24 protein-coding genes and 1 pseudogene are annotated in these 23,423 nt (G+C 68.0%); 7 read left to right on the forward strand and 18 right to left on the reverse strand.

Annotated features, from left to right (window positions below):
• Positions 1–113 precede the first annotated feature (113 nt).
• Positions 114–1,061 carry a LysR family transcriptional regulator gene (locus tag LGM42_RS03495; protein ID WP_060311136.1) on the forward strand — a complete coding sequence of 316 codons (948 nt, stop codon included), beginning with the start codon at positions 114–116 and terminating at the stop codon, positions 1,059–1,061.
• Between the two features lie 46 nt (positions 1,062–1,107).
• On the opposite strand, the gene LGM42_RS03500 is transcribed toward LGM42_RS03495, so the two are convergent.
• The gene (locus LGM42_RS03500; protein ID WP_226231578.1) at positions 1,108–1,479 is read right to left on the reverse strand and encodes an MAPEG family protein; all 372 of its coding nucleotides are present in this window, start codon (positions 1,477–1,479) and stop codon (positions 1,108–1,110) included.
• Positions 1,480–1,785: 306 nt separating this feature from the next.
• Here LGM42_RS03500 and alr point away from each other — a divergent pair, with 306 nt between their 5' ends.
• Entirely contained in the window at positions 1,786–2,907 is a 1,122-nt protein-coding gene (gene alr / locus LGM42_RS03505) for an alanine racemase (protein ID WP_226231579.1), read from the forward strand.
• Positions 2,908–3,095: 188 nt separating this feature from the next.
• Here alr and LGM42_RS03510 read toward each other — a convergent pair whose 3' ends face one another.
• Entirely contained in the window at positions 3,096–3,890 is a 795-nt protein-coding gene (locus tag LGM42_RS03510) for an enoyl-CoA hydratase (protein WP_099317312.1), read from the reverse strand.
• 205 nt (positions 3,891–4,095) lie between these two features.
• Between LGM42_RS03510 and LGM42_RS33155 the strand changes: the two are divergent.
• Positions 4,096–4,276: pseudogene (locus tag LGM42_RS33155) on the forward strand (LysR family transcriptional regulator); the annotation flags it as partial.
• Positions 4,277–4,297: 21 nt separating this feature from the next.
• Here LGM42_RS33155 and LGM42_RS03515 read toward each other — a convergent pair.
• From LGM42_RS03515 to LGM42_RS03555, 9 genes are all read right to left on the reverse strand, one after another.
• Positions 4,298–5,251, reverse strand: coding sequence for a hypothetical protein (locus tag LGM42_RS03515; protein WP_226231580.1), 954 nt, complete (start codon positions 5,249–5,251; stop codon positions 4,298–4,300).
• A gap of 23 nt (positions 5,252–5,274) precedes the next feature.
• Complete coding sequence (locus tag LGM42_RS03520) at positions 5,275–5,745, reverse strand: DUF3592 domain-containing protein (RefSeq protein WP_226231581.1); 471 nt, start codon at positions 5,743–5,745, stop codon at positions 5,275–5,277.
• 145 nt (positions 5,746–5,890) lie between these two features.
• Positions 5,891–6,256 (reverse strand): response regulator, encoded by a 366-nt coding sequence (locus LGM42_RS03525; protein ID WP_059639893.1) that lies wholly within the window; start codon positions 6,254–6,256, stop codon positions 5,891–5,893.
• 36 nt (positions 6,257–6,292) lie between these two features.
• A complete protein-coding gene (locus tag LGM42_RS03530; protein WP_060967658.1) occupies positions 6,293–7,252 on the reverse strand; it encodes a chemotaxis protein CheX in 960 nt (319 codons plus the stop codon).
• A gap of 22 nt (positions 7,253–7,274) precedes the next feature.
• The gene (locus LGM42_RS03535; RefSeq protein ID WP_060311143.1) at positions 7,275–7,856 is read right to left on the reverse strand and encodes a hypothetical protein; all 582 of its coding nucleotides are present in this window, start codon (positions 7,854–7,856) and stop codon (positions 7,275–7,277) included.
• Positions 7,853–8,581, reverse strand: coding sequence for a methyl-accepting chemotaxis protein (locus LGM42_RS03540; RefSeq protein ID WP_059583079.1), 729 nt, complete (start codon positions 8,579–8,581; stop codon positions 7,853–7,855). Before LGM42_RS03540 ends, LGM42_RS03535 begins: the two co-directional genes overlap by 4 nt.
• A gap of 22 nt (positions 8,582–8,603) precedes the next feature.
• Positions 8,604–10,991 carry an MCP four helix bundle domain-containing protein gene (locus tag LGM42_RS03545; RefSeq protein WP_226231582.1) on the reverse strand — a complete coding sequence of 796 codons (2,388 nt, stop codon included), beginning with the start codon at positions 10,989–10,991 and terminating at the stop codon, positions 8,604–8,606.
• Between the two features lie 398 nt (positions 10,992–11,389).
• A complete protein-coding gene (locus LGM42_RS03550) occupies positions 11,390–11,797 on the reverse strand; it encodes a type II toxin-antitoxin system VapC family toxin (protein ID WP_226231583.1) in 408 nt (135 codons plus the stop codon).
• Positions 11,794–12,036, reverse strand: a complete 243-nt coding sequence (locus LGM42_RS03555; RefSeq protein WP_059639270.1) for an antitoxin — start codon at positions 12,034–12,036, stop codon at positions 11,794–11,796. Before LGM42_RS03555 ends, LGM42_RS03550 begins: the two co-directional genes overlap by 4 nt.
• Positions 12,037–12,292: 256 nt before the next feature.
• On the opposite strand from LGM42_RS03555, the gene LGM42_RS03560 reads away from it, so the two are divergent.
• Positions 12,293–12,976, forward strand: a complete 684-nt coding sequence (locus LGM42_RS03560; protein ID WP_226231584.1) for an alpha/beta hydrolase — start codon at positions 12,293–12,295, stop codon at positions 12,974–12,976.
• Between the two features lie 63 nt (positions 12,977–13,039).
• Here the strand turns inward: LGM42_RS03560 and LGM42_RS03565 are convergent, their stop codons facing one another.
• On the reverse strand, positions 13,040–14,545 hold the full coding sequence (locus LGM42_RS03565; protein WP_059582475.1) for an amino acid permease: 1,506 nt from the start codon (positions 14,543–14,545) through the stop codon (positions 13,040–13,042).
• Positions 14,546–14,622: 77 nt separating this feature from the next.
• Entirely contained in the window at positions 14,623–16,029 is a 1,407-nt protein-coding gene (locus tag LGM42_RS03570) for an aspartate ammonia-lyase (RefSeq protein WP_060311148.1), read from the reverse strand.
• Positions 16,030–16,171: 142 nt separating this feature from the next.
• On the opposite strand from LGM42_RS03570, the gene LGM42_RS03575 reads away from it, so the two are divergent.
• Positions 16,172–17,146 (forward strand): LysR family transcriptional regulator, encoded by a 975-nt coding sequence (locus LGM42_RS03575; protein ID WP_059582480.1) that lies wholly within the window; start codon positions 16,172–16,174, stop codon positions 17,144–17,146.
• Between the two features lie 58 nt (positions 17,147–17,204).
• Here the strand turns inward: LGM42_RS03575 and LGM42_RS03580 are convergent, their stop codons facing one another.
• The 4 genes from LGM42_RS03580 to LGM42_RS03595 all read right to left on the reverse strand — a co-directional run bounded on the left by LGM42_RS03580 (position 17,205) and on the right by LGM42_RS03595 (position 21,104).
• A complete protein-coding gene (locus LGM42_RS03580) occupies positions 17,205–18,269 on the reverse strand; it encodes an asparaginase (RefSeq protein WP_226231585.1) in 1,065 nt (354 codons plus the stop codon).
• A gap of 156 nt (positions 18,270–18,425) precedes the next feature.
• A complete protein-coding gene (locus LGM42_RS03585) occupies positions 18,426–19,448 on the reverse strand; it encodes a DUF2891 domain-containing protein (protein WP_060311739.1) in 1,023 nt (340 codons plus the stop codon).
• 19 nt (positions 19,449–19,467) lie between these two features.
• Positions 19,468–20,418, reverse strand: coding sequence for a DUF979 domain-containing protein (locus tag LGM42_RS03590; protein ID WP_099317303.1), 951 nt, complete (start codon positions 20,416–20,418; stop codon positions 19,468–19,470).
• Positions 20,415–21,104, reverse strand: a complete 690-nt coding sequence (locus tag LGM42_RS03595) for a DUF969 domain-containing protein (protein ID WP_059582489.1) — start codon at positions 21,102–21,104, stop codon at positions 20,415–20,417. Before LGM42_RS03595 ends, LGM42_RS03590 begins: the two co-directional genes overlap by 4 nt.
• Before the next feature lie 274 nt (positions 21,105–21,378).
• Between LGM42_RS03595 and LGM42_RS03600 the strand changes: the two genes are divergently transcribed.
• Positions 21,379–21,603, forward strand: a complete 225-nt coding sequence (locus tag LGM42_RS03600) for a hypothetical protein (RefSeq protein WP_050013757.1) — start codon at positions 21,379–21,381, stop codon at positions 21,601–21,603.
• A gap of 43 nt (positions 21,604–21,646) precedes the next feature.
• Here LGM42_RS03600 and LGM42_RS03605 read toward each other — a convergent pair whose 3' ends face one another.
• Positions 21,647–22,075, reverse strand: a complete 429-nt coding sequence (locus LGM42_RS03605) for a hypothetical protein (protein ID WP_226231586.1) — start codon at positions 22,073–22,075, stop codon at positions 21,647–21,649.
• Positions 22,076–22,386: 311 nt separating this feature from the next.
• Here LGM42_RS03605 and LGM42_RS03610 point away from each other — a divergent pair, with 311 nt between their 5' ends.
• Complete coding sequence (locus tag LGM42_RS03610) at positions 22,387–23,391, forward strand: chemotaxis response regulator protein-glutamate methylesterase (protein ID WP_060311152.1); 1,005 nt, start codon at positions 22,387–22,389, stop codon at positions 23,389–23,391.
• Positions 23,392–23,423 lie beyond the last annotated feature (32 nt).

Consider the following 23,423-nt stretch of genomic DNA (forward strand, 5'->3'; position numbering starts at 1 on the left):
CTCCGGTCGGTGTTTGGTTGCGTTCTGGTTGACCGGATCGAGGCTACCCGCGCCGCCCGCGCGCGGCAAAAGATGATTTTTCAACGGGTGTTGAGTCAACTACAATACCCCGCATGTCGCACCTTCCTCCCCTCAGCGCACTGCGTGCTTTCGAGGCGGCCGTCCGCCTCGGCGGGTTCGCGCGCGCGGCGGTCGAGCTGAACGTGTCGACCAGCGCGGTCAGCCACCAGATCCGTTCGCTCGAGGAATCGCTCGGCGCGCGGCTGCTCGAACGCAGCACGGGGCTCGGCGGCATCGGTCTCACGCCGGCCGGTGCACGCCTGCTGCCGGCCGTCAGCGATGCGCTGTCGCGTCTCACCGACGCGTGCAGCGAGATTCGCGGTGCCGCGCAACGGCTCACCGTGTCCGCCAACGCGCCGTTTTCGTCGATGTGGCTCGCGCGCCGGCTGGCGGAATTCTCGTCGCTTCATCCCGACACCCCGCTGCACGCGGTCGTGCTCGACGACGAGCCGGATTTCGCGCGCAGCGGTGTCGATCTGGCGATCGTGCACGTACCGGCGCACCGGCTGCGGGCCGACGACGACGTGCTGATGCGGGAAACCGTGTTTCCGGTCTGCAGCCCCGAGCTGTTTCCGTACGCGTCTGGGCACGTATGCCGCTCGCGGCTGCTGCAGGAAATGCACGAGGACAGCCCCGAGATCGACTGGCGCAACTGGGCCGTGCAGTTCGGCTTGCCGGACGACTTCGAGACGAAGATCGTCCGTTACAGCAGTTTCAGCCAGGTGATCGGCGCGGCCGTCGGCGGCGCGGGCATCGCGCTCGGCCGCGTGCCGCTGATCGAGCCCGAGCTGCGCAGCGGGCGCCTGGTGCCGCTGGTGCCGGGCCTCGCGCGCGACGCGTCGTGGCGCTTCGTGCTGCGCCGCCACCCGGCGACGCGGCACCGGCTGCTCGATCCGTTGATCGCATTCCTGCGCAGCGAAGCGGACGCGCCGCCGTTCGTCTCGAAGATCGTTGCGCCCGCATCCAACGACAGTCACGCACGGGGCGCGGGCGGGGCCTGACGGGCCGCATGCAACGCCGGCAGCGCGTTTGCGTATGACCGGCCGCTTACGGCGTCGCGAAGAACAGCGCGACGACGCACGCCATCCCGCCGAACCACACGAGCGAACGCAGCGACGCCCAGTTCAACAGGTACATCAGCGCATACACGATGCGGATCGCGACGAACGCGATCGCGAGCTGGTCGACGCGATGCGCGTTCGCGCCGTTGTGCCACGCCACGACCAGCGCGACCGCGAACAGCGCGAGCGCTTCCCATGAATTCTGATGCGCGGCCTGCGCGCGGGCGCGCCAGCCTTCGAGCTTCGCGAGGTAATCGCGCGGCGTACGGTTGTCGTAACCCTTGCGGGCCTTGGCGAGAAACGTCATCGGGAACGGCAACAGCGCCACGATGAACAGGCACAGCTGGGACGTCGTCATCCAAGTCTCCTCCGTTATGATTACATTGGTCAATGACAAGATCGCCGAGAGCTTAGCATTGCACCGTGCCGTTCGCGCACCGGTTTTCTAGACGGCAGACTCGGCCGCGCAGGCCGCGGCGGGCGGCGCCTGCCCCGTCCTGTCGCGGCACCCAACTTTCCACCAAATCGTCGATAAATACGTTAATTAAAACTGGTCGAACACCAATAAGATAGCGCTCGACACTGGCTGGGCGCGCGATCGCGCCGGCCTGCCGTTTCACTCCACGCCCCGTGCGCCGAACGACATCCGACCCGAGCCCTTGCCATGCCCCGTCCCATCGTCGCCCATATCCGCCCCGACGCCGTCCGCCACAACCTCGACTTCATCCGCCGCACCGCCGCGCAATCGCGCGTGTGGGCCGTGATCAAGGCCAACGCGTATGGCCACGGCATCGAGCGGATCTACCCGGGCCTCGCGGCCGCCGACGGCATCGCGCTGCTCGATCTGGACGAAGCCGTGCGCGTGCGCGAGCTCGGCTGGGACAAGCCCGTGCTGCTGCTCGAAGGGATCTTCGAGCCCGCCGACGTCGAGCTGGCCGATCGCCATCGGCTGACGGTCGCCGTGCACTGCGACGAACAGCTCGACCTGCTGATCGCCGCGAAGCCGCAGCAGCCGATCGACATCCAGCTCAAGATGAATTCCGGCATGAACCGGCTCGGCTATCGGCCGGCCGCGTTCCGCGCCGCGTGGGAACGCGCGGCGAGCGCGCCGTCGATCGGCAAGATCACGCTGATGATGCATTTCGCGAACGCCGACGAAGGCGAAGTCGACTGGCAGCTCGACCAGTTCGACGCGACCACGACCGGGATTCCGGGCGAGCGCTCGGTGTCGAATTCGGCGGCCGTGCTGTGGCACCCGCGCGCGCACCGAGACTGGGTGCGCCCCGGCACGATCCTGTACGGCGCTTCGCCGACGGGCGCCTCGCGGCATATCGCCGACACGCCGTTGACGGCCGCGATGACGCTGACGAGCCGGATCATCGGCGTGCAGACGCTGGCGCCGGAGGAAACCGTCGGCTACGGCCGCCGCTTCACGGCCGATCGGGCGATGCGGATCGGCGTCGTCGCGTGCGGCTACGCGGACGGCTATCCGCGCCATGCTCCGACCGGCACGCCGATCGCGGTGGACGGCGTGATGACGCGCGTCGTCGGCCGCGTATCGATGGACATGCTGACCGTCGACCTGACGCCGTGCCCGAACGCGGGCATCGGCTCGAGCGTCGAGCTGTGGGGCGACCAGGTGAAGGTGGACGATGTCGCGCAAGCTAGCGGCACGATCGGCTACGAGCTGATGTGCGCGCTCGCGCGCCGCGTGCCCGTCGTGATCGTGCCGCCCGGGGCGACGAGCGTGCAGCCGGCGCTACGGACCGGCAGCTACGGACGCTGACGGGCCGGCGGTGCTGCGGTGCTGCGATGCGTAACCGCGTCGCCGCCACCTGCCGTGCCACGTGCTGGCGTGGCCGCCTCGGGCGACCCGGCTGCTTTGCGGCGAACCGCCCACGCGCACCGGCAACGACGCGGCCCGTCGTTGTGCGTTGCACGACGACGCGCTCGCTGCCGGCTTCCGTCAACGCATCACGAACGCCACGTCGGCTTGCGCTTCTCGAGAAACGCGTCGATGCCCTCGCCCGCATCCTCTTCCATCATGTTGCGCGCCATCACGTCGCCCGCGTACGCATACGCTTCGTCGAGCGGCAACTCGCGCTGACGATAGAACATCTGCTTGCCATATCGCACCGCGGCCGGGCTCTTCGCGACGATCTCCGCGACCTTGCGCGCGACGGCCGCATCGAGCGCGTCCTCGGGCACGGCTTCGTTGACGAGCCCCCACGCGGCGGCCGTCGCCGCATCGACGAAGCGCCCGGTCACCAGCATGTCGAACGCGCGCTTGGCCGCGACGTTGCGGCTCAACGCGACGGCCGGCGTCGAGCAGAACAGCCCGACGTTGATGCCCGACACCGCGAAGCGCGCGGTATCGGCCGCGATCGCGAGATCGCACGCGGCGACGAGCTGGCAGCCGGCCGCCGTCGCGATGCCGTGCACGCGCGCGATCACGGGCACCGGCAATGCGCGCATCGCGAGCATCACGCGGCTGCACTGCGCGAACAGCGTGCGGTAATAGCCGAGTTCGGGCTTGCCGCGCATCTGCCGCAAGTCGTGGCCGGCGCAGAACGCCTTGCCTTCGGCGGCCAGCACGACGCAGCGCACGTGCGGATCGGCGGCAAGCGTATCGAACGCATCGTGCAGGGCCGAAAGCATCGCTTCGGACAACGCGTTGAACTGCTGCGGGCGATTCAGGCGCAGCGTGACGACGCCGTCGCGCGTGTCGCGCAGCAGGATCGGCCCGGCTGTCTCGTGAATGGGTTCCATGGTGTTCCGCTCGACGGGGTTCGGCAGGGTTGAGGGGCGATGCGAACGAGCGGCCATCGCGCCCGCCCGCTCGCGGCATGTCGGGGAAATGGTCCTCCACATTCGGCACGACGTCCAGCCGCGCCGCCGCATGCGCATGCACGCCGGCCCGTCCGCCACCGCGCGACGTGCGATGCCGCTCGCCCGTCAACGGCGCCGTTGCGCGCCGTGCTTCCGCGCCGACGCCGAGCCTGAACTGGTGCGCCTGATGGAGCGGCGATGCAATCATTTCACCGTGTGGCTCGTCGCCCGTGCCGATCTCTACAAGACCGCATGTACGGGCGGTGATCGAAGCCGTCGTCGACGAATTCGCGACGGCGGCGGCGGGCCCGGTCGTGGCCCGGTAGCGGACCGCCAGGGCCGGTGCGTCAGCGCGGCTGATACGCGCCGTCCGCCGCGGACCAGCGAAACGTCCGGCGCCATTTGCCGCCGCGCTCGCGCAACTGCAGGTCGCGGAAGCCGTCCGTCGACGTCGACAGCACGCTCAGCGTATTGCTGCCTTCGGTGATGTCGTGATCGCGCGTGCCGTTGCGATGCCAATCGCCTGCGATATCCCGGTAGAACATCATCGGCTGCGCGAACACGACGCGCAGCGTCTTGCCGTCGATCCGGAACAGGTACAACGCCTCGAACGACGCACCGCCGCCGGAATAACCGATCGACCAGCCCGCCCGCACCCCGAACGCGGCATCGCCCGCCCGCAGCGCATACGGCGCGAGATCGAACCGCGACCACCGCTCGGGACGTAGCACGCGATCACCCGGCGGCTTCGCCTCCTCGAGGTAGTCGGGACTGTCGAGATTCGTGTTGCTCCAGTCGGTGGCCTGGTCGAGCGGCTGTTGGGTTCGCGCGACGAGGCGCGGCACGCCGTCCGGGCCGCGCTCGAACACGCCCAGCCAGACCAGTTCCTTCTGATCATCGGCCTCGGCGTGGCGGTCGAAGCCCTCGCAATCGGTGGGTGCACGGAATCGCAGCGCCTCGCGCGCCGACTCGTCGGTCGGCGCCACGCAAACGATCGCGACGAACGCGCCGGGACGCTGCGGCCACGGTTTCGCGCCGGCCAGCACGACACGCGCAAGCGGCTGGCCCGGCGCAAGCTGCGCCACCAGCCCCTCGTTCGTGAACCCGGGCGGCAAGTGCACGCCGAAACCGTCCACTTCCGGCGCGCCGCTCATGTCGCGCGCATACGCGGCGCGGGCGTCGGGCGAATCGAATTTCCCGGGCACCTGATCGAGCGAATGCGCGGTGCCCGCCGCGTGCGCGGCGCAGCCCGCGAACGCGGCGCCGATCGCGACGAGCCACGGCATCAAGCGAGTTGTCATGCCGGAATGTCCTGTGAAGTGTTTCAGTGCGCGGCGGGCGGGCGCACCCGGTTACGCCCGCTGCGCCACGCGCGCACGCCAGACCACAACTGACCGACGCCGACGGCGAAAAAGACCGCGCCCATCGCGCCGATGGTCAGCACGCCGCCCCAGATCGCGCCGAACGTATTGAGCCGCGCCGTCATCCTCGGCGCGTCCGGCGCATAGCGCACCTCGACCGTCGCGCCGTCCTGCACGCTGACCTCGCCGCCCTGCGCATATTCGACCTGCTCGCCCGCGAGCGTCGTGAACGCGATCTCCGGATGATGCTGGCCCGCGTTCAGCTTGACCACGCGCCCCGGCACGACGACCGACGTTCGCAGGAATTCGCGCGTCGACTGCGCATGCAACGTGACGCCGATCAGCACGCACGTGCCCACGACGGTAAAAACGACGCCCTTCGCGATCAGCGTCTCCGTGTGCCGCACAGCGGGTCGCACGTATTCGGATGCCATCGGTTTCGTCCCGTTCCTGATGTTCGTCAATGCCGGGCGTGCGGCGCACGATGCGCCGCCACGCCGCCCTCGGCATCCGGCAGGATACGGACATCGCGGCGCGCTGTAAATTGCGCGCGCAACCGTTCGACGGCCCGCTGGCGCGTCAGCCCGCGAGCTTCTTCAGCGCGTCGAGCACCGCATCGCCCTTGAACGGCTTCACGATCCAGCCCTTCACGCCGGCGGCCTTGCCGCGCGCCTTCATCGCCGGGCTGCTTTCGGTCGTCAGCATCACGACGTTGACCGCCGTGTTCGCCAGTTCGCCGCGAATCTTCTCGACCATCGTCAGGCCGTCCATGTTCGGCATGTTCACGTCGCTGATCACGAGGCGCACGCCGGGCGTCGCCTTGAGCTTCGCGAGCCCGTCCTTGCCGTCGACGGCTGTCGCGACGTCGAGCCCGTGATTGCGCAGGAAGCCGGCCACTTCGTCGCGCACCGTGCCCGAATCGTCGACCACCAGAATCTTTGCCATGTCGTATTCCCCTTTCGTCGTTGCCGACTTCAACATTCAAAACAGTTCGAGTTCGCCCGCTTCGACCATCGGCCCGACGTCTTGCACCGATTCGCGGAAATCCTCCGGCGACCAGCTCAGGCTGAACACGAAACGCTGGTCGAGACGGACCGAGCGCCCCGAAGCCGGATCGGTCATCCGGTACTTGAAACACAGCTGCGGACAGTCGCCGCCGAACGAGATGAACTTCTGCTTGTGATTGACGACGAGCGGCACCTGCACCGGATGGCGCGCCAGCGCCTCGGCGTCGCCGAGATAGCGGTTCTTGAACGCGCCCCACACGAGGTTGGTCAGTTCACCGAGCACGCTGTTCACGTCGCGGAAATCCGGCGCGCGGCCGCTGTCGCGCGTGCCGCCGAGCATGTCGAGCAGCGGCTGCTCGCTCGTCTGCAGCAGCATGTAGCCGCGGCACCACGCGCTTTCGAGCGCGATCAGGCTGAACACTTCGCCGAAGATGATCTGGTCGCGCACGATGCACGGCGTGTCGTGCTCGATCGTCATGCCCGGAAACAGGCTGTCGATGCGCGCCTCGGTGATCTCCGAGATGCCGCGCACGAGCGCGTTCGGGTAGTCGCGGCCGAACAGGTATTCGTCGATCGCGCGCGCGAGCGGCGTCATGTCGTCGGCGACATAGGCCGCGCACGCGACACGCGCGAGCGCATCGGGCAGCCCGTCGCGCGACGCGAGCGATTCGCGGCGCAGGATGATCGGCAGCTCGGGCCGCAGCGCGTCGATCTGCGTCGCGATGATCGCGCTCTCGGCCGGCGAGCCGCCGTAGTCCTCGGCCAGCAGGATCGCGCCGAGATCGATGTTCGAGCGCAGCACCTTCAAGAGCCGGCTGCGCCGCACGGTCAGGCCGACCAGATTGTGCTCGTCGCAGAAACGCTTGATCGCGTCGGCATGCACGCGGCTGTCGTCGAGCACGAGTACCTTGCTGACGGGTTGGTCTTCGGTCATCGGATGGATTCCTGATGGTCGGTCAGAACAGTTCGAGCTCGCCGCCGCTCTCCACCGTGGCCGTTTCCGGCACATGGAAATCGACCGGCGCGTTCGCGCATACGCACAGCGTCGCGCCGACGCGTACGTCGCCGTCGAGCGTCAGGTCGTACGCGGCCACGTAATCGGGCGAGAGCGCGTGCATGGCGTCGATGCTCGCGCCGCTCAGCAGGTAAGGCGTCGACATTCCGAGATCGGGAAACGGCGCGGTCAGCGCCTGGTTGATCGCGCCGCAACACAGGTTCGCGACTTCCATGAACGCGTCGGTCAGCGGCCGCTGGCTGCTCGCGCCCGCCGTCGCGCCGGCGAAATGGCGGCGCGTCGCGTCGTCGTCGCTGAAGCGCAGCGCAAGCAGCAGGCGAAAATGCAGCGCCGAGATCGTCAGCACGACCACATGTTCGGCTACCGTCGGCTTCGAGCGCGGCTTCGCGTGCATGCGATCGGGCGCGTCGTGTGCGTGCCCGGCGGCCGGCCGGATGTCGCACGCGCCGCCGGCCGCGAGCCGCGTGCGCGCGGCATCGAAAAAGATCCGCTCGAAACCGGCCCTCGCCTGCGCGCTGATCACGGGGCCGCTCCTTCGATCCGCGCGTGCAGTTGCCCGGCCAGCGTCTCGACCGTCGCGAGCGCGGCCGTGATCATCTTGCCGCCGGCCTGAATGTCCTGGAACGTCGCGGCCGTCACGAGATCGTTGCGGTTCAGGCTGTCGCGATAGCTGTTCGACAGTTCCTGCGAGCGCGCGGCCAGCCCGCGCACCTCGCTCGCGACGATCGAGAAGCCGCGCCCGGCCGTGCCGGCACGCGCCGCCTCGATCGACGCGTTCAGCGACACGATCGACACGTGCGCGACGATCGCCGACAGCTCCAGGTTCTTCGCGCGCATGTCCTGGTTCTGCGTGGTCAGCGAGATCATCTGCTCGTGCCAGCGCTCGAACGTCCCGGCGAGCCCGCGCAGGCGCGCGGCTTCGTCGGCGATCTTCATCGCATGCTGCGCGAGCGCCGCGCGGTCGGCCGACAGTGCCTGCAACGCGTCGCGCTGCGCGGCGCTCTCGGACACCTCCCGCGCCAGCGCCTCTTCCAGTTGCGCCTCGCGTTGCGCCCATGCGTCGGCCGCTTGCGCATGCGCCGACGCCGTCTCTTCCGCCCGGGCCTCGGCCGCGTGAAGCGCACCGCGCAACGCATGCGCGTCGCGCTCCATCGACGCGACGAGCCGTTGGCGCATCACACGACACACGATCGCCGCCGCCACCGCGACGACCACGCCGCCCGCGAGCGCGGCGGCCATCTGAATCATCCACGCCTGCACGATCACGCCGTCACTCCGCCGCGCCGATATCCGCGAGGCGCGCCGGCTGCGCGTGCCCTGCGCCGTGAGTGGCACCGTCGGCCGCGAAGCGCGCCGGCAGCGACACGATCGTCTCGAACGCGCGATACGGCGCCCCGACGCGATCGTCGGTGAAGCGCAGCGCGATATCGCCGCCGTCGCGCTTCAGGAAATTGCGCACCGCGTCCATGCCGACGCCGCGCCCCGATACTTCGGTCACCGCTTGCGCGGTCGAGAAGCCCGGCCGGAAGATCAGCTCGGCGACATCCTCGTCGGACAACGCCGCTTCGCTCGCGGCATCGATCCAGCCACGCTCGCGCGCGATGCCGCGAATCCGGTCGAGCGCGAGGCCGCGGCCGTCGTCGCCGAGCACGAACCACAGTTCGCCGCCGCCCACGCCGACCGCGATGTCGATCGTGCCGGACGCCGGCTTGCCGGCCGCGCGCCGCGCGTCGGACGATTCGATCCCGTGGTCGATCGCATTGCGCAGCAGGTGCATGAAGACGTTCTTCAGCGTCGCGACGATCTCGCTGCGCACGCGCTGGCCGTGGCTGTCGATATGCACGACGGGCGCCGGCTTGCCGAGCTCGGCCGCGAGCGACGGCAGCGATTCGATCACGCCGCCGAGCGCGTCGCCGATCCCTTGCGTGCCGAGCTGGCTCAGCATGCGGCGCACGGCATCGCGCGCCGCCCGCCAGTCGGATGCGTTGGCCGGATCGGCGCCGTCGAGCACACGCAGGCTCTCGCTGATGTGCGCACGCTCGACCATCAGGAAATCGGCGCCATTCTGCGCCGGCTCGCCGCTGCGGCCGAGCGTGACCGCGTTGATCGTCGCGTAGTGGTCGACGGCTTCGCGTACGCGCGCCAGATCCTCCATCAGCGCGTCGCGATTCCACTCGGGGCCGCTGTCCGCGCGGCGCAGCGATTCGTACGCCTGCTCCGCTTCGTGGACGATGTTCGTCAGGTGCTGCAGGCTGTACGTGCGCGCATTGCCCTTGATCGTGTGCATGTTGCGGAACAGCGCCGCGACGATCGAGTGATCGGCGCGCTCGTGCTGGCGGATCATCCGCTCGTTCTCGCTGAGGAAGCCCTTCGCGCTGTGCACGAAGTCGTGGAACTTGTCCTGGCTGATCGACAGAATCTCGCCGATCATCTCGAGGCGGCGCTGCTGCTCGCCGGCCTGCGCGGTCAGCGCGCGGATCTCGGTCACGTCGCGCACGCACAGCATCAGGCGCACCACGGTGTCGGTTTCGTCGGTGATCGCCGACCAGCTCAGGTCGAGCCACTTCTCGCGGCCGTCCGGCATTCGCTTCGCGACTTCGTTGACGAGCAGGTGCTCGTTGAATTCGAAGTTCATGCTGTCCTCGCCGAGGCACGCGTGCACGGCCGCGTCGACCTGCGAACGCGCGTCGGCGCCGATCGCCGAATCGTCGAACACGAGCGCCATCAGGTCGCGGCCGGCGATGTCGTTCGTCTCGAAGATGGTTTCGAGGTACGCCGAATATTCCGCGTGGACGACGCCGCCTTCGACGACGGTCAGGATGCCCTGCTGCATGTTCTGCAGCATCGCCTGGATGTCGGCCGTCTTCTGCTTCAGTTGCGCGGCGTTCTCCTGGATCTTCTCGATCATCCCGTTGAACGCGACGATCGAATGGCCGATTTCGTCCATCCGGCCCACCGGCACGCGGCGTGTGAAATCCTGGCTCGTCGCGATCTCGCTCATCGCCGTCTGCATCCCGATCAGCGGGCGCGTGATCTGGCGATACAGCACGAAGCCGAGCGCGGTCAGCAGCACGATCACCGTGCCGGCGACGCCCGCGATCGCGGTGGCCGTGGTCGCGAGCATCCCGTTCAGCGCGCCGATCGCGTCGTCCTTCTGGCGGTTCTTCTCGACGCGCAGCGTGTCGACGATGCTTTCGAGTTCGTCGCGATACTGCGCGACGTTCGCGAACAGGTAGGCCTGCGCCATCTCGGCCTTGCCGTCCGTCTTCATCTTCACGGTGTCGTCGATCGCCGCGAAATAGTTGGCGGCGCTGTCCTTCGCCTGCGTGACGAGCCCTTCCTGCGCGCGGCCGACCGCCGATTTCGCCTGCGCGTCGAGTGCGGCGCGCAGTGCGGCCTGCTTCGCCTTCAATTCGTCGCGCGCCTGCGCGGCGGTGTTCGCGTCGGGCGCGTAGACGAGCGTCATCGCCGCGATCTGGATGTTCTTCACCTCGGCGACGAGATCGGCCGACGCGAGCGCGCTTGGCACGATTCCCTGGGTGACCTGACGCACTTCGGACGCGCTCTTGCGCGTCTGGTACACGGCATAGACGCCGATCGCGGACAGCGCGAAGAACGTCAGGACGACTAGCAGCGTGATGCGATGACGGATGGTCATGAGTACAGCTCCCCGTGGCGATCCGGGTGCGATCGCCCTTTGGTCTGTTGAAAGAGTGTGAGCGCCGAATTATCGGGGATGGCGTATGACGGTCCGATGACCGAAAATCATTCGGTCATTGAGGAAAATGGAATGAATAATTGTGCGGGGAAAAGCCTAAAGTCTTTTGCGGATTTGCCGTTAACTTCGCACCGCCTTACCGGTGCGGAAGCGACGATCGAGGAATCGTCGAAATAGCGGATATTTATTGTTTTATGCCGGCTCCGCAAAATCCGTTTTATTGAATGCCGGCAAAACGTTTGCGTATTATCGGCGAGCCGGTTTGTTTTGGTATTTTTATAATCGTTGCAGTATTCGCCGGGCTGGTTCGTCAGTGTGTCCACCGCATGATCGACTGTTCAGCCTTCGTTCGGCTCGGCGAGCCAGTCTTCGCATTGCAGCCGCGGAACGCGCTCGAATTCGCGGACGTTGTGCGTGACGAGCACCTGGTGCCGCGCACGCGCCTGCCCTGCGATCAATGCATCGTAAGGGCCGATCGGCGTGCCGGCCGCGATCAGATGCGCACGAATTTCGCCCGCATGCTGCGCATCCTCGGTGTCGAACGGCACGACCTCGAACTGCAGCGCGTCGACACGCGCGGCGTTCGCCGCCGCTCGCTGGCTCTTGTACGCGCCGTAGTAAAGCTCGTGCGCGACGCTCGCCGGGATGCCGAAATCGGCCGGCTGCCACGCATGCAGGCGGGCCAGCATCGCCGGCTCGCCCTTGAGAATGGCGATCACCGCGTTGGTATCGAGCAGGAACTTCATTCGAACACATCCAGGCCCGAGCGCTCCTGAGCGGACGGCTGCGTGGTCGCGGCAGCCTCGAAATCGGCGTCGACCGGGCCGATCAGCGGTGTCAGCCAGGCCCAGTCCTGCGGCACCGGCTCGAGAACGACGGACGCCCCGTGGCGGCGGATGCGGACCTCGGCCGTATCGAAGCGAAATTCCTTCGGCAGCCGGACGGCCTGCGAACCGCCATGCTTGAAGAGCTTTGCAGTATCCATGTTCGCCCTCACGTATCTACAGAATGTATCTATTTTATCAATTGAACGTGAGAATGACGAGTCGTCCGATCGGCCTGGTGTGAACGGATTGCCGGGCCGCCGGCCCATGCCCGATCGCGTGACGTCGCGATCCGTTCCTGCAACGTACCGGGCCCCGATTCGTTCCGGTCACGAAACAATCAATCCCGCCCCGGCGATTCCCCTCCCTGTCCGCCCGCTCTAGACTGTTGCATCGTTCCCCTTTCGGACCCACGCAATGACCGACGTCCTGCCGCTGACCACCGAGCCCGAATCCGGCCTTCAATACCGGCTGCGTCCGGCCACTGGCCGCCCGGCCGCCCGCCTGTTGCTGCTGCACGGCGTCGGCGGAAACGAGACCAACCTGTTGAACGTGGCCGACACGATCGATCCGCGCATCGAAATCGCGTTCCTGCGCGGCCCGCTCACGTTCGGGCCCAATCAGCATGCATGGTTTCCGGTGCGTTTCGGCCCGAACGGCCCTGAAATCGATGCGGCGCGTGCGGACGAGAGCCGCGTGCAACTGATCACGCTGCTGCATGCGCTCCGCGCGCGGGATGGCGCTGCCCCCGCGTTGCCGACCGTGATCGCCGGCTTCAGCCAGGGCGGCATCATGAGCGCGAGCGTCGGCCTCACGTCGCCGGGCGACGTGAGCGCGTTCGCCGTGCTGTGCGGGCGCATCCTGCCTGAAATCGATCCGTTGATCGCGCCGCGCGCTGCGCTTCACCCGCTTCATGCGCTGATCGTGCATGGCCGTTTCGACGACAAGCTGCCCGTCGCGTGGGCGGACAAGGCCGATGCGACACTGGCGGCGCTCGGCGTCGCGCACGACACGCGGCTGTATGCAGCCGGCCACGAGCTGACCGCGGAGATGGCGGCCGATTTCGGCCGATGGGTCGGTGAACGCGCGGGGTTGAACTGAATTTGAATGGAACGGCCCGGGGCGCCGGCCCGCGAACGAACCGGCGCCCCCGGTTGCATCCCGTCACGCGTTCCTTGCAGGATCCGCCACGCCACGCACGGATGCGGGCACCGCCGCCGCCCGCTCGCGCTCGGCGCCACGTTTGGCGAGCTTCCAGCCGATCACCAGCGCGAGCACGACGACGGGAATCGTCGCGATGGTCCACGTGCCGCCCGGATAGTCGAACGCCATCAGCACCAGCACGCCGACGAGAAACGCGAGCGTGAGCCACGACGTGAACGGCGCGCCGGGCATCCGGAACGACACGGCCTTCATCTCGCCGCGATCGACCGCGCGGCGGAACAGGATCTGGCACATCACGATGAAGCCCCACGTCGTGATGATCCCGAGCGACGCCATGTTCAGCACGATCTCGAACGCCTGGGCCGGCACGATGTAGTTCAGCGGCACGCCGATCGCATTGATCGCGACCGTGATCAGGATGCCGCCGTACGGCACGCCGCGGGCGTTCATCCGCGACACGAAGCGCGGCGCCGAGCCGCCCATCGCGAGCGAGCGCAGCACGCGTCCCGTCGAATAAAGGCCGGAATTCAGGCTCGACAGCGCGGCCGTCAGCACCACGACGTTCATCACGGTGCCGACGTAAGGCACGCCCAGCTTGCTGAAGAACGTGACGAACGGGCTTTCGTGCGCGCTGTACGCCGTCCACGGCAGCAGCAGCGTCAACAGCACGACCGAGCCGACATAGAACAGCGCGATGCGCCACATCACGCTGTTGATCGCCTTCGGCAGCACCTTGCGCGCGTCGGCGGTCTCGCCCGCCGCGACGCCGACGAGCTCGATGCTCGCGTACGCGAACACGACGCCCTGCACGATCAGCACCGCCGGCAGGATCCCGTGCGGGAAGATCCCGCCGTGATCCGCGACGAGATGCAGCCCCGTCATCTGTCCCGCCACCGGATGGCCGCTCGCGAGAAACACGGCGCCGACCGCGAGAAACACCGCGAGCGTGCCCACCTTCACGAGCGAGAACCAGAACTCCATCTCGCCGAACACCTTCACGCCGATCATGTTCATCACCGACACGATCCCGAGCGCGCCGAGCGCGAACACCCATTGCGGCACGTCGGTGAACACGGCCCAGTACTTCATGTAGATCGCGACCGCGGTGATGTCGACGATGCCGGTCGTCGCCCAGTTCAGGTAGTACATCCAGCCCGCGACGAACGATGCGCGCTCGCCCATGAACTCCCGTGCGTACGACACGAAGCTGCCGCTGGTCGGCCGGTGCATCACGAGCTCGCCGAGCGCGCGCATGATCAGGAACGCGAACACGCCGCACACGAGATACACGAGCGCGAGCGCCGGCCCCGCGCTTTGCAGGCGGCCGCCCGCGCCGAGAAAGAGGCCGGTGCCGATCGCACCGCCCATCGCGATCATCTGCACGTGCCGCGGCTTCAACTGCTTCGCATAACCGGCTTCGTGCGACGCGAACATCGCATCGGGATCGGCATGCGCGGCATCCGCGCCGCCGGCCGGACCGGCCGGGCGCTCGGTGGGGTGTTTCATCGTGAGTCTCCGTTGTTTGTCGATGTGTTTCGCCCCGCTGCGGGGGCGCTTTCGGTTGGGCCGCGACCCGGCCGGCGTCAGAACACGCGCGGCCGGATCAGCGCTTCGGGCTGCAGCGCTTCGTCGAGTTGCGCCTCGGTCATCAGTTCGCGCGCCAGCACGACCTCGCGGATCGACTTGCCGGTCGCGTGCGCTTCGGCGGCCACGGCGGTCGCGCGCTTGTAGCCGATGTACGGATTCAGCGCGGTGGCGAGCGCGACCGAGCGCTCCATCGTTTCGCGCAGCCGCTCGGGGTTCGCGGTGATGCCGCTCACGCATCGCTGCGCGAGCGTCGTGCAGGCGGCCGTCAGATGGCTGAAGCTGCGGAACAGCGCGCTCGCGATCACCGGTTCGAACGCGTTGAGCTGAAGCTGGCCGGCCTCAGCCGCGAACGTGATGGTCACGTCGTTGCCGAACACCTCGAACGCCACCTGGTTGACGACCTCCGGGATCACCGGATTCACCTTGCCGGGCATGATCGACGAGCCGGCCTGCACGGGCGGCAGGTTGATCTCGCCGAAGCCCGCGCGCGGGCCGCTCGACAGCAGCCGCAGGTCGTTGCAGATCTTCGACAGCTTGACGGCGATCCGCTTGAGCACGCCCGACACCTGGACGAACGCGCCGCAATCCTGCGTCGCCTCGATCAGGTTCGGCGCGGTGCTCAGGTCGAGCCCGGTGATGCGGCGCAGCGCGGCCAGCGCCTTCTCCGCGTACTCCGGATGCGCGGTGATGCCCGTGCCGATCGCGGTCGCGCCGAGGTTGATCTCGCGAATCAGCCAGCCGGCCTCCTGCAGCCGCGCGATGTCTTCCGTCAGCATCACCGCGTAGGTCGAGAATTCCTGGCCGAGCGTCATCGGCACCGCGTCCTGCAACTGCGTACGGCCGAGCTTCAGCAAGCCGGCGAACGCGTCGGCGCGCTCCGCGAAGGCATCGCGCAGCCGCGCCATCGCCTCGAGCAGGTGCTCGACCGCGAAGCACGTCGCGATCCGGATCGCGGTCGGATAGACGTCGTTGGTGCTCTGCGCGAGATTGACGTGCTCGTTCGGATGCAGATATTCGTACTGCCCGCGTGCGTACCCCATGATTTCGAGCGCGCGGTTGCAGATCACCTCGTTCGCGTTCATGTTGGTCGACGTGCCGGCACCGCCCTGGATGACGTCGACGACGAACTGGTCGTGCAGCCGCCCTTCGCGGATCTCGACGCACGCCGCGGCGATCGCGTCGCGGTACGGCCGCGGCAGCAGACCGAGTTCGCAATTGGCGTCGGCCGCCGCTTCCTTCACGGCCGCGAGCGCCATCACGAGGTACGGCAGCGACGCGATGGTGCGGCCCGAAATGTCGAAATTCTCTTTCGCGCGCAGCGTATGGACGCCGTAATACGCGGTAGCCGGAATGCTTCGCTTCCCTAAAAGATCCGCTTCGACGCGGAAGCCGCTTTCTGCCATCGTGCCCTCCTGAAATGTCTCGTGCCGCTCGCCGGCCGCCGCTTCCCGACGCGACGGGTTCGCATTCTATGCCTTTGCAAAAACAAGCTCGCTTCTGTATTATCGAAAGCGGTTTTGCGTGGGACGCAACAGCGAGAATCGAATGAAAAAAGGTGCGAGAGAAACCGGCATCGATCACCTCGGCGCGATGCGCGCGTTCGTGCGCGTGGTCGAAACGGGGAGTTTTTCGGCGGTGGCGAAGGAGATGCACGTGTCGACGTCCACCGTCGCGCGCAAGGTCACGGCGATCGAGGAGGCACTCGGCGTCGCGCTGCTGCACCGCTCGACGCACAGCGTGACGCTCACCGAAGCCGGCCATATCTACCTGGAACGCGCGGTCACGCTGATCGCCGATCTCGACGACACGCTGCGTGTCGTCGCCGAGCTGAATGCGCAGCCGAGCGGCCCGCTGAAGCTCACCGCGCCCGTCGCGTTCGGCCGCCGTCATCTCGCGCCGCTGATCGCGCCGTTTCTGGCGCGCTATCCGACGATCCAGCTCGACGTGCGGCTGACCGACAACCACAACGACCTCGTGGCCGGCGGCTTCGATCTCGACATCCACGAAGGCGAGAACTACCTGGACAACCTGGTCGTCCACCGGCTGTCGCGCAACGACAGCATCCTGTGCGCGACGCCCGGCTACCTCGACCGCTGCGGGCGCCCGGCGACGCCGGACGACCTGAAGCACCACAACTGCCTGCGCTACGTGCACCCCGAAGGCGATCCGCGCTGGGAGCTCGTGAGCGGCGATGCGCGGCACAGCGTGCTGCCGGCCGGCAATCTCGTCACCGACCATTCTGAACTGCTGCTGGAAGCGACCTGCGCGGGGCTCGGCATCGCGGAATTCGAAATCTGGCTCGTGCGTGACCTGCTCGCGAGCGGCGAGCTCGAACCCGTGCTGCCGCGCCACCGGCTGCAGAACCGGCTGACCGGCGAATACATCTACATCGCGTATCTGGCGAACCGGCGCAGCTCGGCGAAGCTGCGCGTGCTGAAGGACTTTCTGGTGGAACACCTCGCGCAGATCGGCGAGCTGTCGGCGCGCGAACTCGCGAGGATTCGCGGCGCACGCGCGTAGCGCGCGCCGATGCGCATGCCCGGGTCACGGGCCGGCGGCATCGGCGCGGTAACCGCGTTCAGGCCGCCTGCACTTCGAACGGGAACGTCGCATGCCCGAACTCGACGCCCTGCGTGTTGAGCATCGGCGGGCGGTGGAAGCCGGCCAGTTGCGCACGCTGCTCGGCCGTGCCGATCTGCAGCCGCTCGAGGATTTCGCTGACGACCATGTACAGCACGTCGAGATTGCCGTCCTCGATCTTCACCGAGATCCCGAGCGCGCCATCCGCGCCGAGTTGCCGCGTGCGTTCCGACGCGCGCACGCCGACCCCGTAGCACGCATCCGCGCCGAGCTTGCCGACCACCTGCCCGCCGAACGCGTTCATCAGTACCGTGCAATAGCGCCCTTCACCCGCCACCAGTTCCGGATGGGCGGTCATCGCGCGATGAATGCGCGCCAGTGCGCGGATCCGGTCCGTCACCTGGGCACCGCCCGCTTCCACCGCATCCGCGCCGTCGGCCAGCGACGCGTACAGGCGCGCCAGCCGATCCAGCGGGAACGCCGGCGTCGGGAGGTTGCAGCCGTCGATGCCCCAGACGACTTGATCGTCGCGCAGGCCGCACGCATCGGCCACCACCTGCTTCACGCGCACCTGCATCGGATGGTCGGGCAGATGGTAATCGGCGATCGCCGCGCCGATCGCCTGCGCGCCGGCCAGCATCCCGACATGCTTGCCCGAACAGTTGCTGCATACGCCGGTCGGCGTGTAGTCGCGCTTGATCCATGAACGGTACACCGCGTCGGACAACGGCGGATGGCCGCCGCAGCGCAGATCCGCTTCGTGCGCGGCGACCTTCGCGAGCATCGCGCGCGTGCGTTCGATGTGACGGTCCTCGCTGCTGTGCGATGCACACATCAGCGCGATGTCCGCGTCGTCGAAGCCGAAGCGCTCCGGCGCGCCCGTCTCGATCACCGACAGCGCCTGGGCCGGCTTGGCCGCCGACCGCGCGAGCGTCATCCGGAACGGATCGCCGAACCGGGCCAGCAGCCGGCCGCGTGCATCGACGACCGCCACATGGGCGACGTGCGTGTTCTCGATCGCATTGCCGCGGTACGTGACGACCGCTGCGCGTGGGGTGTCCATCCTCTTTTGTCTCCTTGCTCGGGGGCCTGATGCCGGGGCCCGTCCAACCGGTACGGCAGTGTAGCGAGTCGTCGCCGCCGCGCGTCGGCCCTGACATGGAAAGCGGTGTTGCATGCGACGCAAAGGCAAGCGCGCCCCACGAACGCCCGTGGCGCGCTACGCGTCCAGCGCGAGCAACGCGAACGTGGCGAGCCAGTGCTCGCCCATGTAGTCGCCGGCCACGTGCGCGAGCGCGCTCGCGAGATGCCGGTCGGCCGCGTCGAGCAGCTTCGCGCGCCGCGCGTCGCCTTGCGGCAGCGCGCCGGCCAGCGACCGCTGGCACCACGCACGGCTCAGGTTCAGCCCGTCGAGGTGCGCGATCTTGCCGTCGCTGCGGTCGCTGACGGTCGCCGGCTCGAACAGCGTCGCCGGCTCGCCGCGCGCGAGATCGGGCAGGAAGCGCGCGAACCAGCCGTCGAATTCGGCGGCCGGCAACACGCGTCGCATCAGTTCGGCTTCCATCAGCGCGGGCGACAGGAATTCATCACCCGACGGCTCCCACGCCTGGCACGCGACGTCGTTCAGGTGCCAGCGCTTCGCGGTATCGACGATCAGCGCCGCGAGCCCGTCGCGCTGCGTGTCGCGGGCGAAATCGAGCGCAAGTGCCAGCGCGAACGCGGTGTTGAAGTGCGTGCCGACACGCAGAGGATAGGTGGCCTTTGGCAGGAAAGTCTCGAAGCGCGACACGAACAGGTCGGCCAGCGGCGCCATCGTCTTCGCCCAGCGCGCGGCCTGCGGCAGCGCGCCCTTCAGCGCAAGCCGCTCGAGTTGCGCGGCGAGCGCGAGCAGCCACGCCCAGCCATACGGCCGCTCGAAGCCCGCGTTGTGCGGCAGCGCGAGATACGCGCGTTCGCCGGCGACGTTCGCGTCGGTAAAGTGCGCGTCGACGATCGCGACGATGCGCTCGGCCTCCGGCAATGCCGGGTAGCGTTCGAGCACGCGCAGCACGAGCCAGTAGCCGTGCACGCACGAGTGCCAGTCGTAGCTGCCGTAGAAGATCGGGTGCAGCGCGCGCGGGCCCTGCACGTCGTGCGGCCCTTCGAGCGCATGCGTGAGCTTGTTCGGATATTCGCGAGTCAGGTGCGCGAGCGCGAGCGACGCGAATTTCGACGCGAGTTCGGGGGTGAGTCGGTCGGTCATGAGGATCTCTTCCATCGAATCAGAAGCGGAATACGAACGCGTACATCAGCAGCGTGTTCACGGCCAGCAGCAGCACGGCCGTCGGCCACTGCGTCTTGATCACGCCGTTCTTGTCCTTCAGTTCGAGCAGCGCCGCGGGCACGATGTTGAAGTTCGCGGCCATCGGCGTCATCAGCGTACCGCAGAAGCCGCTCAGCATCCCGATCGCGCCCATGATCGCCGGATTGCCGTGGAATTGATGGACGATCAACGGCAGCCCGATGCCGGCCGTCATCACCGGAAACGCGGCGAAGCCGTTGCCCATGATCATCGTGAACAGCGCCATGCCGACCGTATAGGCCGCGACCACCGCGAACGGCGAATCGATCGGCACCCACTCCTTCACGAGCCCCGACACCACGCCGCCGACGCCCGCGACCGCGAACAGCGCGCCGAGCGCGGCGAGCATCTGCGGCAGGATCGCGGCCCAGCCGACCGCATCCATCGTGTGACGCGCTTCCTTCAGCGCATGCACGGGCGAATCGCGCAGCATCGCGAGCGCGACGACGAACGCGACGATCGTGCCGAGCACGAGCGAGATCAGCGTCACGCTCTTCGGCTCGACGAACGGCAGGAGTTTCAGCGCGAACGTGCCGATCAGCGTGACGACCGGAATCAGCAGCGCGGGCAGGAACAGCCGGTTGCCGAACCGCTGCGCGAGCGTCTCGCGCCGCACCGCCGCCGCACCGCCCGCCTCGTCGGACTGGCCGCGGCCAAGCTTGCCCGAACCGGCGATCACCGCGAGCGCGATCGCGAGGCAGCCCGTCACGAAATGCGGCAGCAGCGCGCCGAACAGGAACGTGACCGCATAAATGGCCCAGAACGCGAAATTGACGACGCGACGCGGGTTCGTGCGGTCCGTCAGGTTGAAGTACGCGAACGCGGCGAACATCAGCCCCGCGAGCGTGTACAGCGATTCGAGGCCGATCATCGCGCGCCCTCCTGCTTCACCAGGCCGAAGCCGCGAGCGAGCCGGCGATCGAGCAGCGCGAGGCGCGTGCAGTGAATCAGCAGCGCGGCGACGGCGGTCGGGATCGCCCACACCGACAGGTGCAGCGGCTCGATGGAGATGCCGTTCTGTTCGAGAAAGCCCTTGATCAGCAGGATCGACTGGATCGCGATGAAAATGTCCTCGCCGAAGAACACGGCGACGTTGTCGGCGCCCGACGCATGCGCGCGGATCTGCTGGCGCACCGACTCGGGCAACTCGCCGTGCCGGCCGACCGCGGCGGCCTCGGCCATCGGCGCGATCAGCGGCCGCACCATCTGCGCGTGACCGCCGAGCGACGTGAGGCCGAGCGCGGCCGTCCCCTGGCGCAGCACGAAGTACAGCATCAGCACGCGGCCCGTGGTGGCCGCCTGCACCCGCGAGATCATCCGCTTCGCCTGCTCCTTGAGCCCGTTGCGCTCGAGCAGCGCGATCACCGGCAGCGTGAGCCAGATCAGCCCCATGTAGCGGTTCTCGGTGAACGCCTTGCCGAACGCGCTGACGATGTCGACGAGATTCAGCCCGCCCGCCAGCCCCGTCGCGAGCCCCGCGATCGTGACCACCAGCAGCGCATTGAAGCGCAGCGCGAAGCCGATCACGACGATCGGCACCCCAATCAGCACCAGCATTTCTCCTCCTCGTGTCTGGGGACGCGCGGCACGTCGGCCACGCGCGGCCGGCCCGGTTTGCATCGGGCTCGGACGGCGAAATCTAACACGAGACTTTATCGATAAAAAGTCGACAATTTGCAGGTTCGGGTAAACGTTGAAGCGGCACACCGTGCGCGCACCGTGTGTCGGCCGCCTTTCATCCGATGAATCGGGCGTGCCGGCCCGCCCGCGTGGCGCGGTCGCGGCACGCCGACTACACTGAAAAGCATCGGCAACGTACGGGAGAGCCGCCATGATTGACGTATTCCAGACCATCGGCAGCCGCGCGTTCTCCGCCCATCTGGCGAAGGACGGGATGGTGACGCTGATGGAGCAACGCCATGAAGTCGACCGCGTGACGCTCGCGACCGCCTATGCCGCGCTCGTCGAGGAAGCCGAGCAGGAAGACGACCTGCGCGATGCGACGGTCGAGGGAATGATGCGCGCGCTGATCCAGGGCTACGCGCGCAGCCATTGACCGCGCGGCAGCGCGGCCGCTGCCCGATGCGCGGTACGGCCCGCTACGCGGCCGGCGTGCCCGCGCCCACGCCGAACCACCGGCCCTCGCGCATTTGCCGGTAATCGGCCTGCGTGAAGATCCTCAGCAGGTTCGCCACCGCGCCGTTGCTCGCGCGATCGCGTTCCGTCATGAAGGCTTCGACCTTGTCGCGGCCGGCAAACAGGATCGTGCCGAAATGGCGCTCGCGCTCCGCGTCGGAGAGGTTCGTCGCGCGCAGCTGATACGGATGGTGAAGCGCCGCGAACAGGAAGTAGTAGCGCTCGGCATCGTCGCGCAGCACGCGCACCGCGTCGGGTTCGACCGGGAAATCGCGGTGGAACGACGCGTGCCCGCTCTCGATGTGGATTCGGTACAGCAAACGGCCGTCCTGCTCGATCACGATCGGCGCGTATGGAGCGCGGCTGACGAGTACGGTTTCGGGCGCGGTCATTCGGTTCCCTCCTTTCTTTTTGTCGATGCCGGCACGGTAACATGCGGACTTTCGCGGCCTGTCGGGACAGGATCGACTGGCCCGCTGGGACGCAATGCGGCATCGCCATAGAGGAAATGGTCTGAAACGGCGCAATGCGCAAATTTTTCGATTGCCGCCGCCCGCGCCGCATGACAGCATTCGGGCGTCGCCAACCGAAAAGAATGCCGCGCCGTCCGGCCGCCGATGCCGTTCGGCCGCGCCGAACAGGCTGCCCCCTCCATGAACCCGGCCCAGCTCCAACACCACGAACCGACCGGAGAATTCCGCTTGTGAACATCGGCATCGTCAACGACCTCCCGCTAGCCGTCGAGGCGATGCGCCGCGCGATCGCGCGACGGCCCGAGCACCGCGTGCTGTGGGTCGCGACCGACGGCGCGCAAGCCGTCGAACTGTGCGCCACGCAGCCGCCCGACATCGTCCTGATGGACCTGATCATGCCGAAATGCGACGGGATCGAGGCGACCCGCCGGATCATGCGTTCCGAACGGCCATGCGCGATCCTGATCGTGACGAGCTGCATCGGCGCGAACGCGTGGCGCGTGTTCGAGGCGATGGGCGCCGGTGCGCTCGACGCGGTCGACACGCCGCGGCTCGGCGACGGCGCGGCCGGCGACACGACGAAACTGCTGCTCGCGAAGATCGACCAGATCGGCCACCTGCTCGACGCGCCGGGCGGCGCGCGCATCGCCGGCGCGGCCGCACGCACCGGCGGCGGCCCGCTGGTCGCGATCGGCGCATCGGCCGGCGGCCCCGGCGCGCTCGCGTCGATCCTCGGCAGCCTGCCGGCCGATTTCAATGCGCCGATCGTGATCGTGCAGCACGTCGATCGCGCGTTCGCCGAAGGCATGGCGCAATGGCTCGACGGCCAGACCCGGCTCACCGTGCGCGTCGCCCGCGCGGGCGACCGCCCGCAGCCGGGCGTCGCGCTGCTCGCCGCGACCGACGATCACCTGCGCGTCACGCGCGCCGGCACGCTCGAATACACGCGGGAACCGGCCGCCACGCCGTATCGCCCGTCGGTCGACGTGTTCTTCAACAGCCTGACCGAGCACTGGCCCGGCCGCGTGATCGGCGTGCTGCTGACGGGGATGGGCCGCGACGGCGCGATCGGCCTGAAGGCGCTGCGGATGAAGGGCTACCATACGATCGCGCAGGACGAAGCGACGAGTGCCGTGTACGGGATGCCGAAGGCGGCCGCGACGCTCGGCGCGGCGCGCGCGATCCTGCCGCTCGGGCGCATCGCGGGCGAACTGGCCGCGCTCGCGCGTATCTGAGCCCGACGATGACCACGCGCAACACCCATGCC

The sequence above is a fragment of the Burkholderia sp. AU39826 genome, assembly GCF_020419965.1.
GTDB classification, from domain to species: Bacteria; Pseudomonadota; Gammaproteobacteria; order Burkholderiales; family Burkholderiaceae; genus Burkholderia; species Burkholderia semiarida.

Bases quoted from the DNA above. Each gene is read 5' to 3' on its own strand.
- LGM42_RS03495 (WP_060311136.1), top strand. From the start codon at position 114: ATGTCGCACCTTCCTCCCCTCAGCGCACTGCGTGCTTTCGAGGCGGCC.
- LGM42_RS03500 (WP_226231578.1), bottom strand. From the start codon at position 1,479: ATGACGACGTCCCAGCTGTGCCTGTTCATCGTGGCGCTGTTGCCGTTC.
- alr (WP_226231579.1), top strand. From the start codon at position 1,786: ATGCCCCGTCCCATCGTCGCCCATATCCGCCCCGACGCCGTCCGCCAC.
- LGM42_RS03510 (WP_099317312.1), bottom strand. From the start codon at position 3,890: ATGGAACCCATTCACGAGACAGCCGGGCCGATCCTGCTGCGCGACACG.
- LGM42_RS03515 (WP_226231580.1), bottom strand. From the start codon at position 5,251: ATGACAACTCGCTTGATGCCGTGGCTCGTCGCGATCGGCGCCGCGTTC.
- LGM42_RS03520 (WP_226231581.1), bottom strand. From the start codon at position 5,745: ATGGCATCCGAATACGTGCGACCCGCTGTGCGGCACACGGAGACGCTG.
- LGM42_RS03525 (WP_059639893.1), bottom strand. From the start codon at position 6,256: ATGGCAAAGATTCTGGTGGTCGACGATTCGGGCACGGTGCGCGACGAA.
- LGM42_RS03530 (WP_060967658.1), bottom strand. From the start codon at position 7,252: ATGACCGAAGACCAACCCGTCAGCAAGGTACTCGTGCTCGACGACAGC.
- LGM42_RS03540 (WP_059583079.1), bottom strand. From the start codon at position 8,581: ATGATTCAGATGGCCGCCGCGCTCGCGGGCGGCGTGGTCGTCGCGGTG.
- LGM42_RS03545 (WP_226231582.1), bottom strand. From the start codon at position 10,991: ATGACCATCCGTCATCGCATCACGCTGCTAGTCGTCCTGACGTTCTTC.
- LGM42_RS03550 (WP_226231583.1), bottom strand. From the start codon at position 11,797: ATGAAGTTCCTGCTCGATACCAACGCGGTGATCGCCATTCTCAAGGGC.
- LGM42_RS03555 (WP_059639270.1), bottom strand. From the start codon at position 12,036: ATGGATACTGCAAAGCTCTTCAAGCATGGCGGTTCGCAGGCCGTCCGG.
- LGM42_RS03560 (WP_226231584.1), top strand. From the start codon at position 12,293: ATGACCGACGTCCTGCCGCTGACCACCGAGCCCGAATCCGGCCTTCAA.
- LGM42_RS03565 (WP_059582475.1), bottom strand. From the start codon at position 14,545: ATGAAACACCCCACCGAGCGCCCGGCCGGTCCGGCCGGCGGCGCGGAT.
- LGM42_RS03570 (WP_060311148.1), bottom strand. From the start codon at position 16,029: ATGGCAGAAAGCGGCTTCCGCGTCGAAGCGGATCTTTTAGGGAAGCGA.
- LGM42_RS03575 (WP_059582480.1), top strand. From the start codon at position 16,172: ATGAAAAAAGGTGCGAGAGAAACCGGCATCGATCACCTCGGCGCGATG.
- LGM42_RS03580 (WP_226231585.1), bottom strand. From the start codon at position 18,269: ATGGACACCCCACGCGCAGCGGTCGTCACGTACCGCGGCAATGCGATC.
- LGM42_RS03585 (WP_060311739.1), bottom strand. From the start codon at position 19,448: ATGACCGACCGACTCACCCCCGAACTCGCGTCGAAATTCGCGTCGCTC.
- LGM42_RS03590 (WP_099317303.1), bottom strand. From the start codon at position 20,418: ATGATCGGCCTCGAATCGCTGTACACGCTCGCGGGGCTGATGTTCGCC.
- LGM42_RS03595 (WP_059582489.1), bottom strand. From the start codon at position 21,104: ATGCTGGTGCTGATTGGGGTGCCGATCGTCGTGATCGGCTTCGCGCTG.
- LGM42_RS03600 (WP_050013757.1), top strand. From the start codon at position 21,379: ATGATTGACGTATTCCAGACCATCGGCAGCCGCGCGTTCTCCGCCCAT.
- LGM42_RS03605 (WP_226231586.1), bottom strand. From the start codon at position 22,075: ATGACCGCGCCCGAAACCGTACTCGTCAGCCGCGCTCCATACGCGCCG.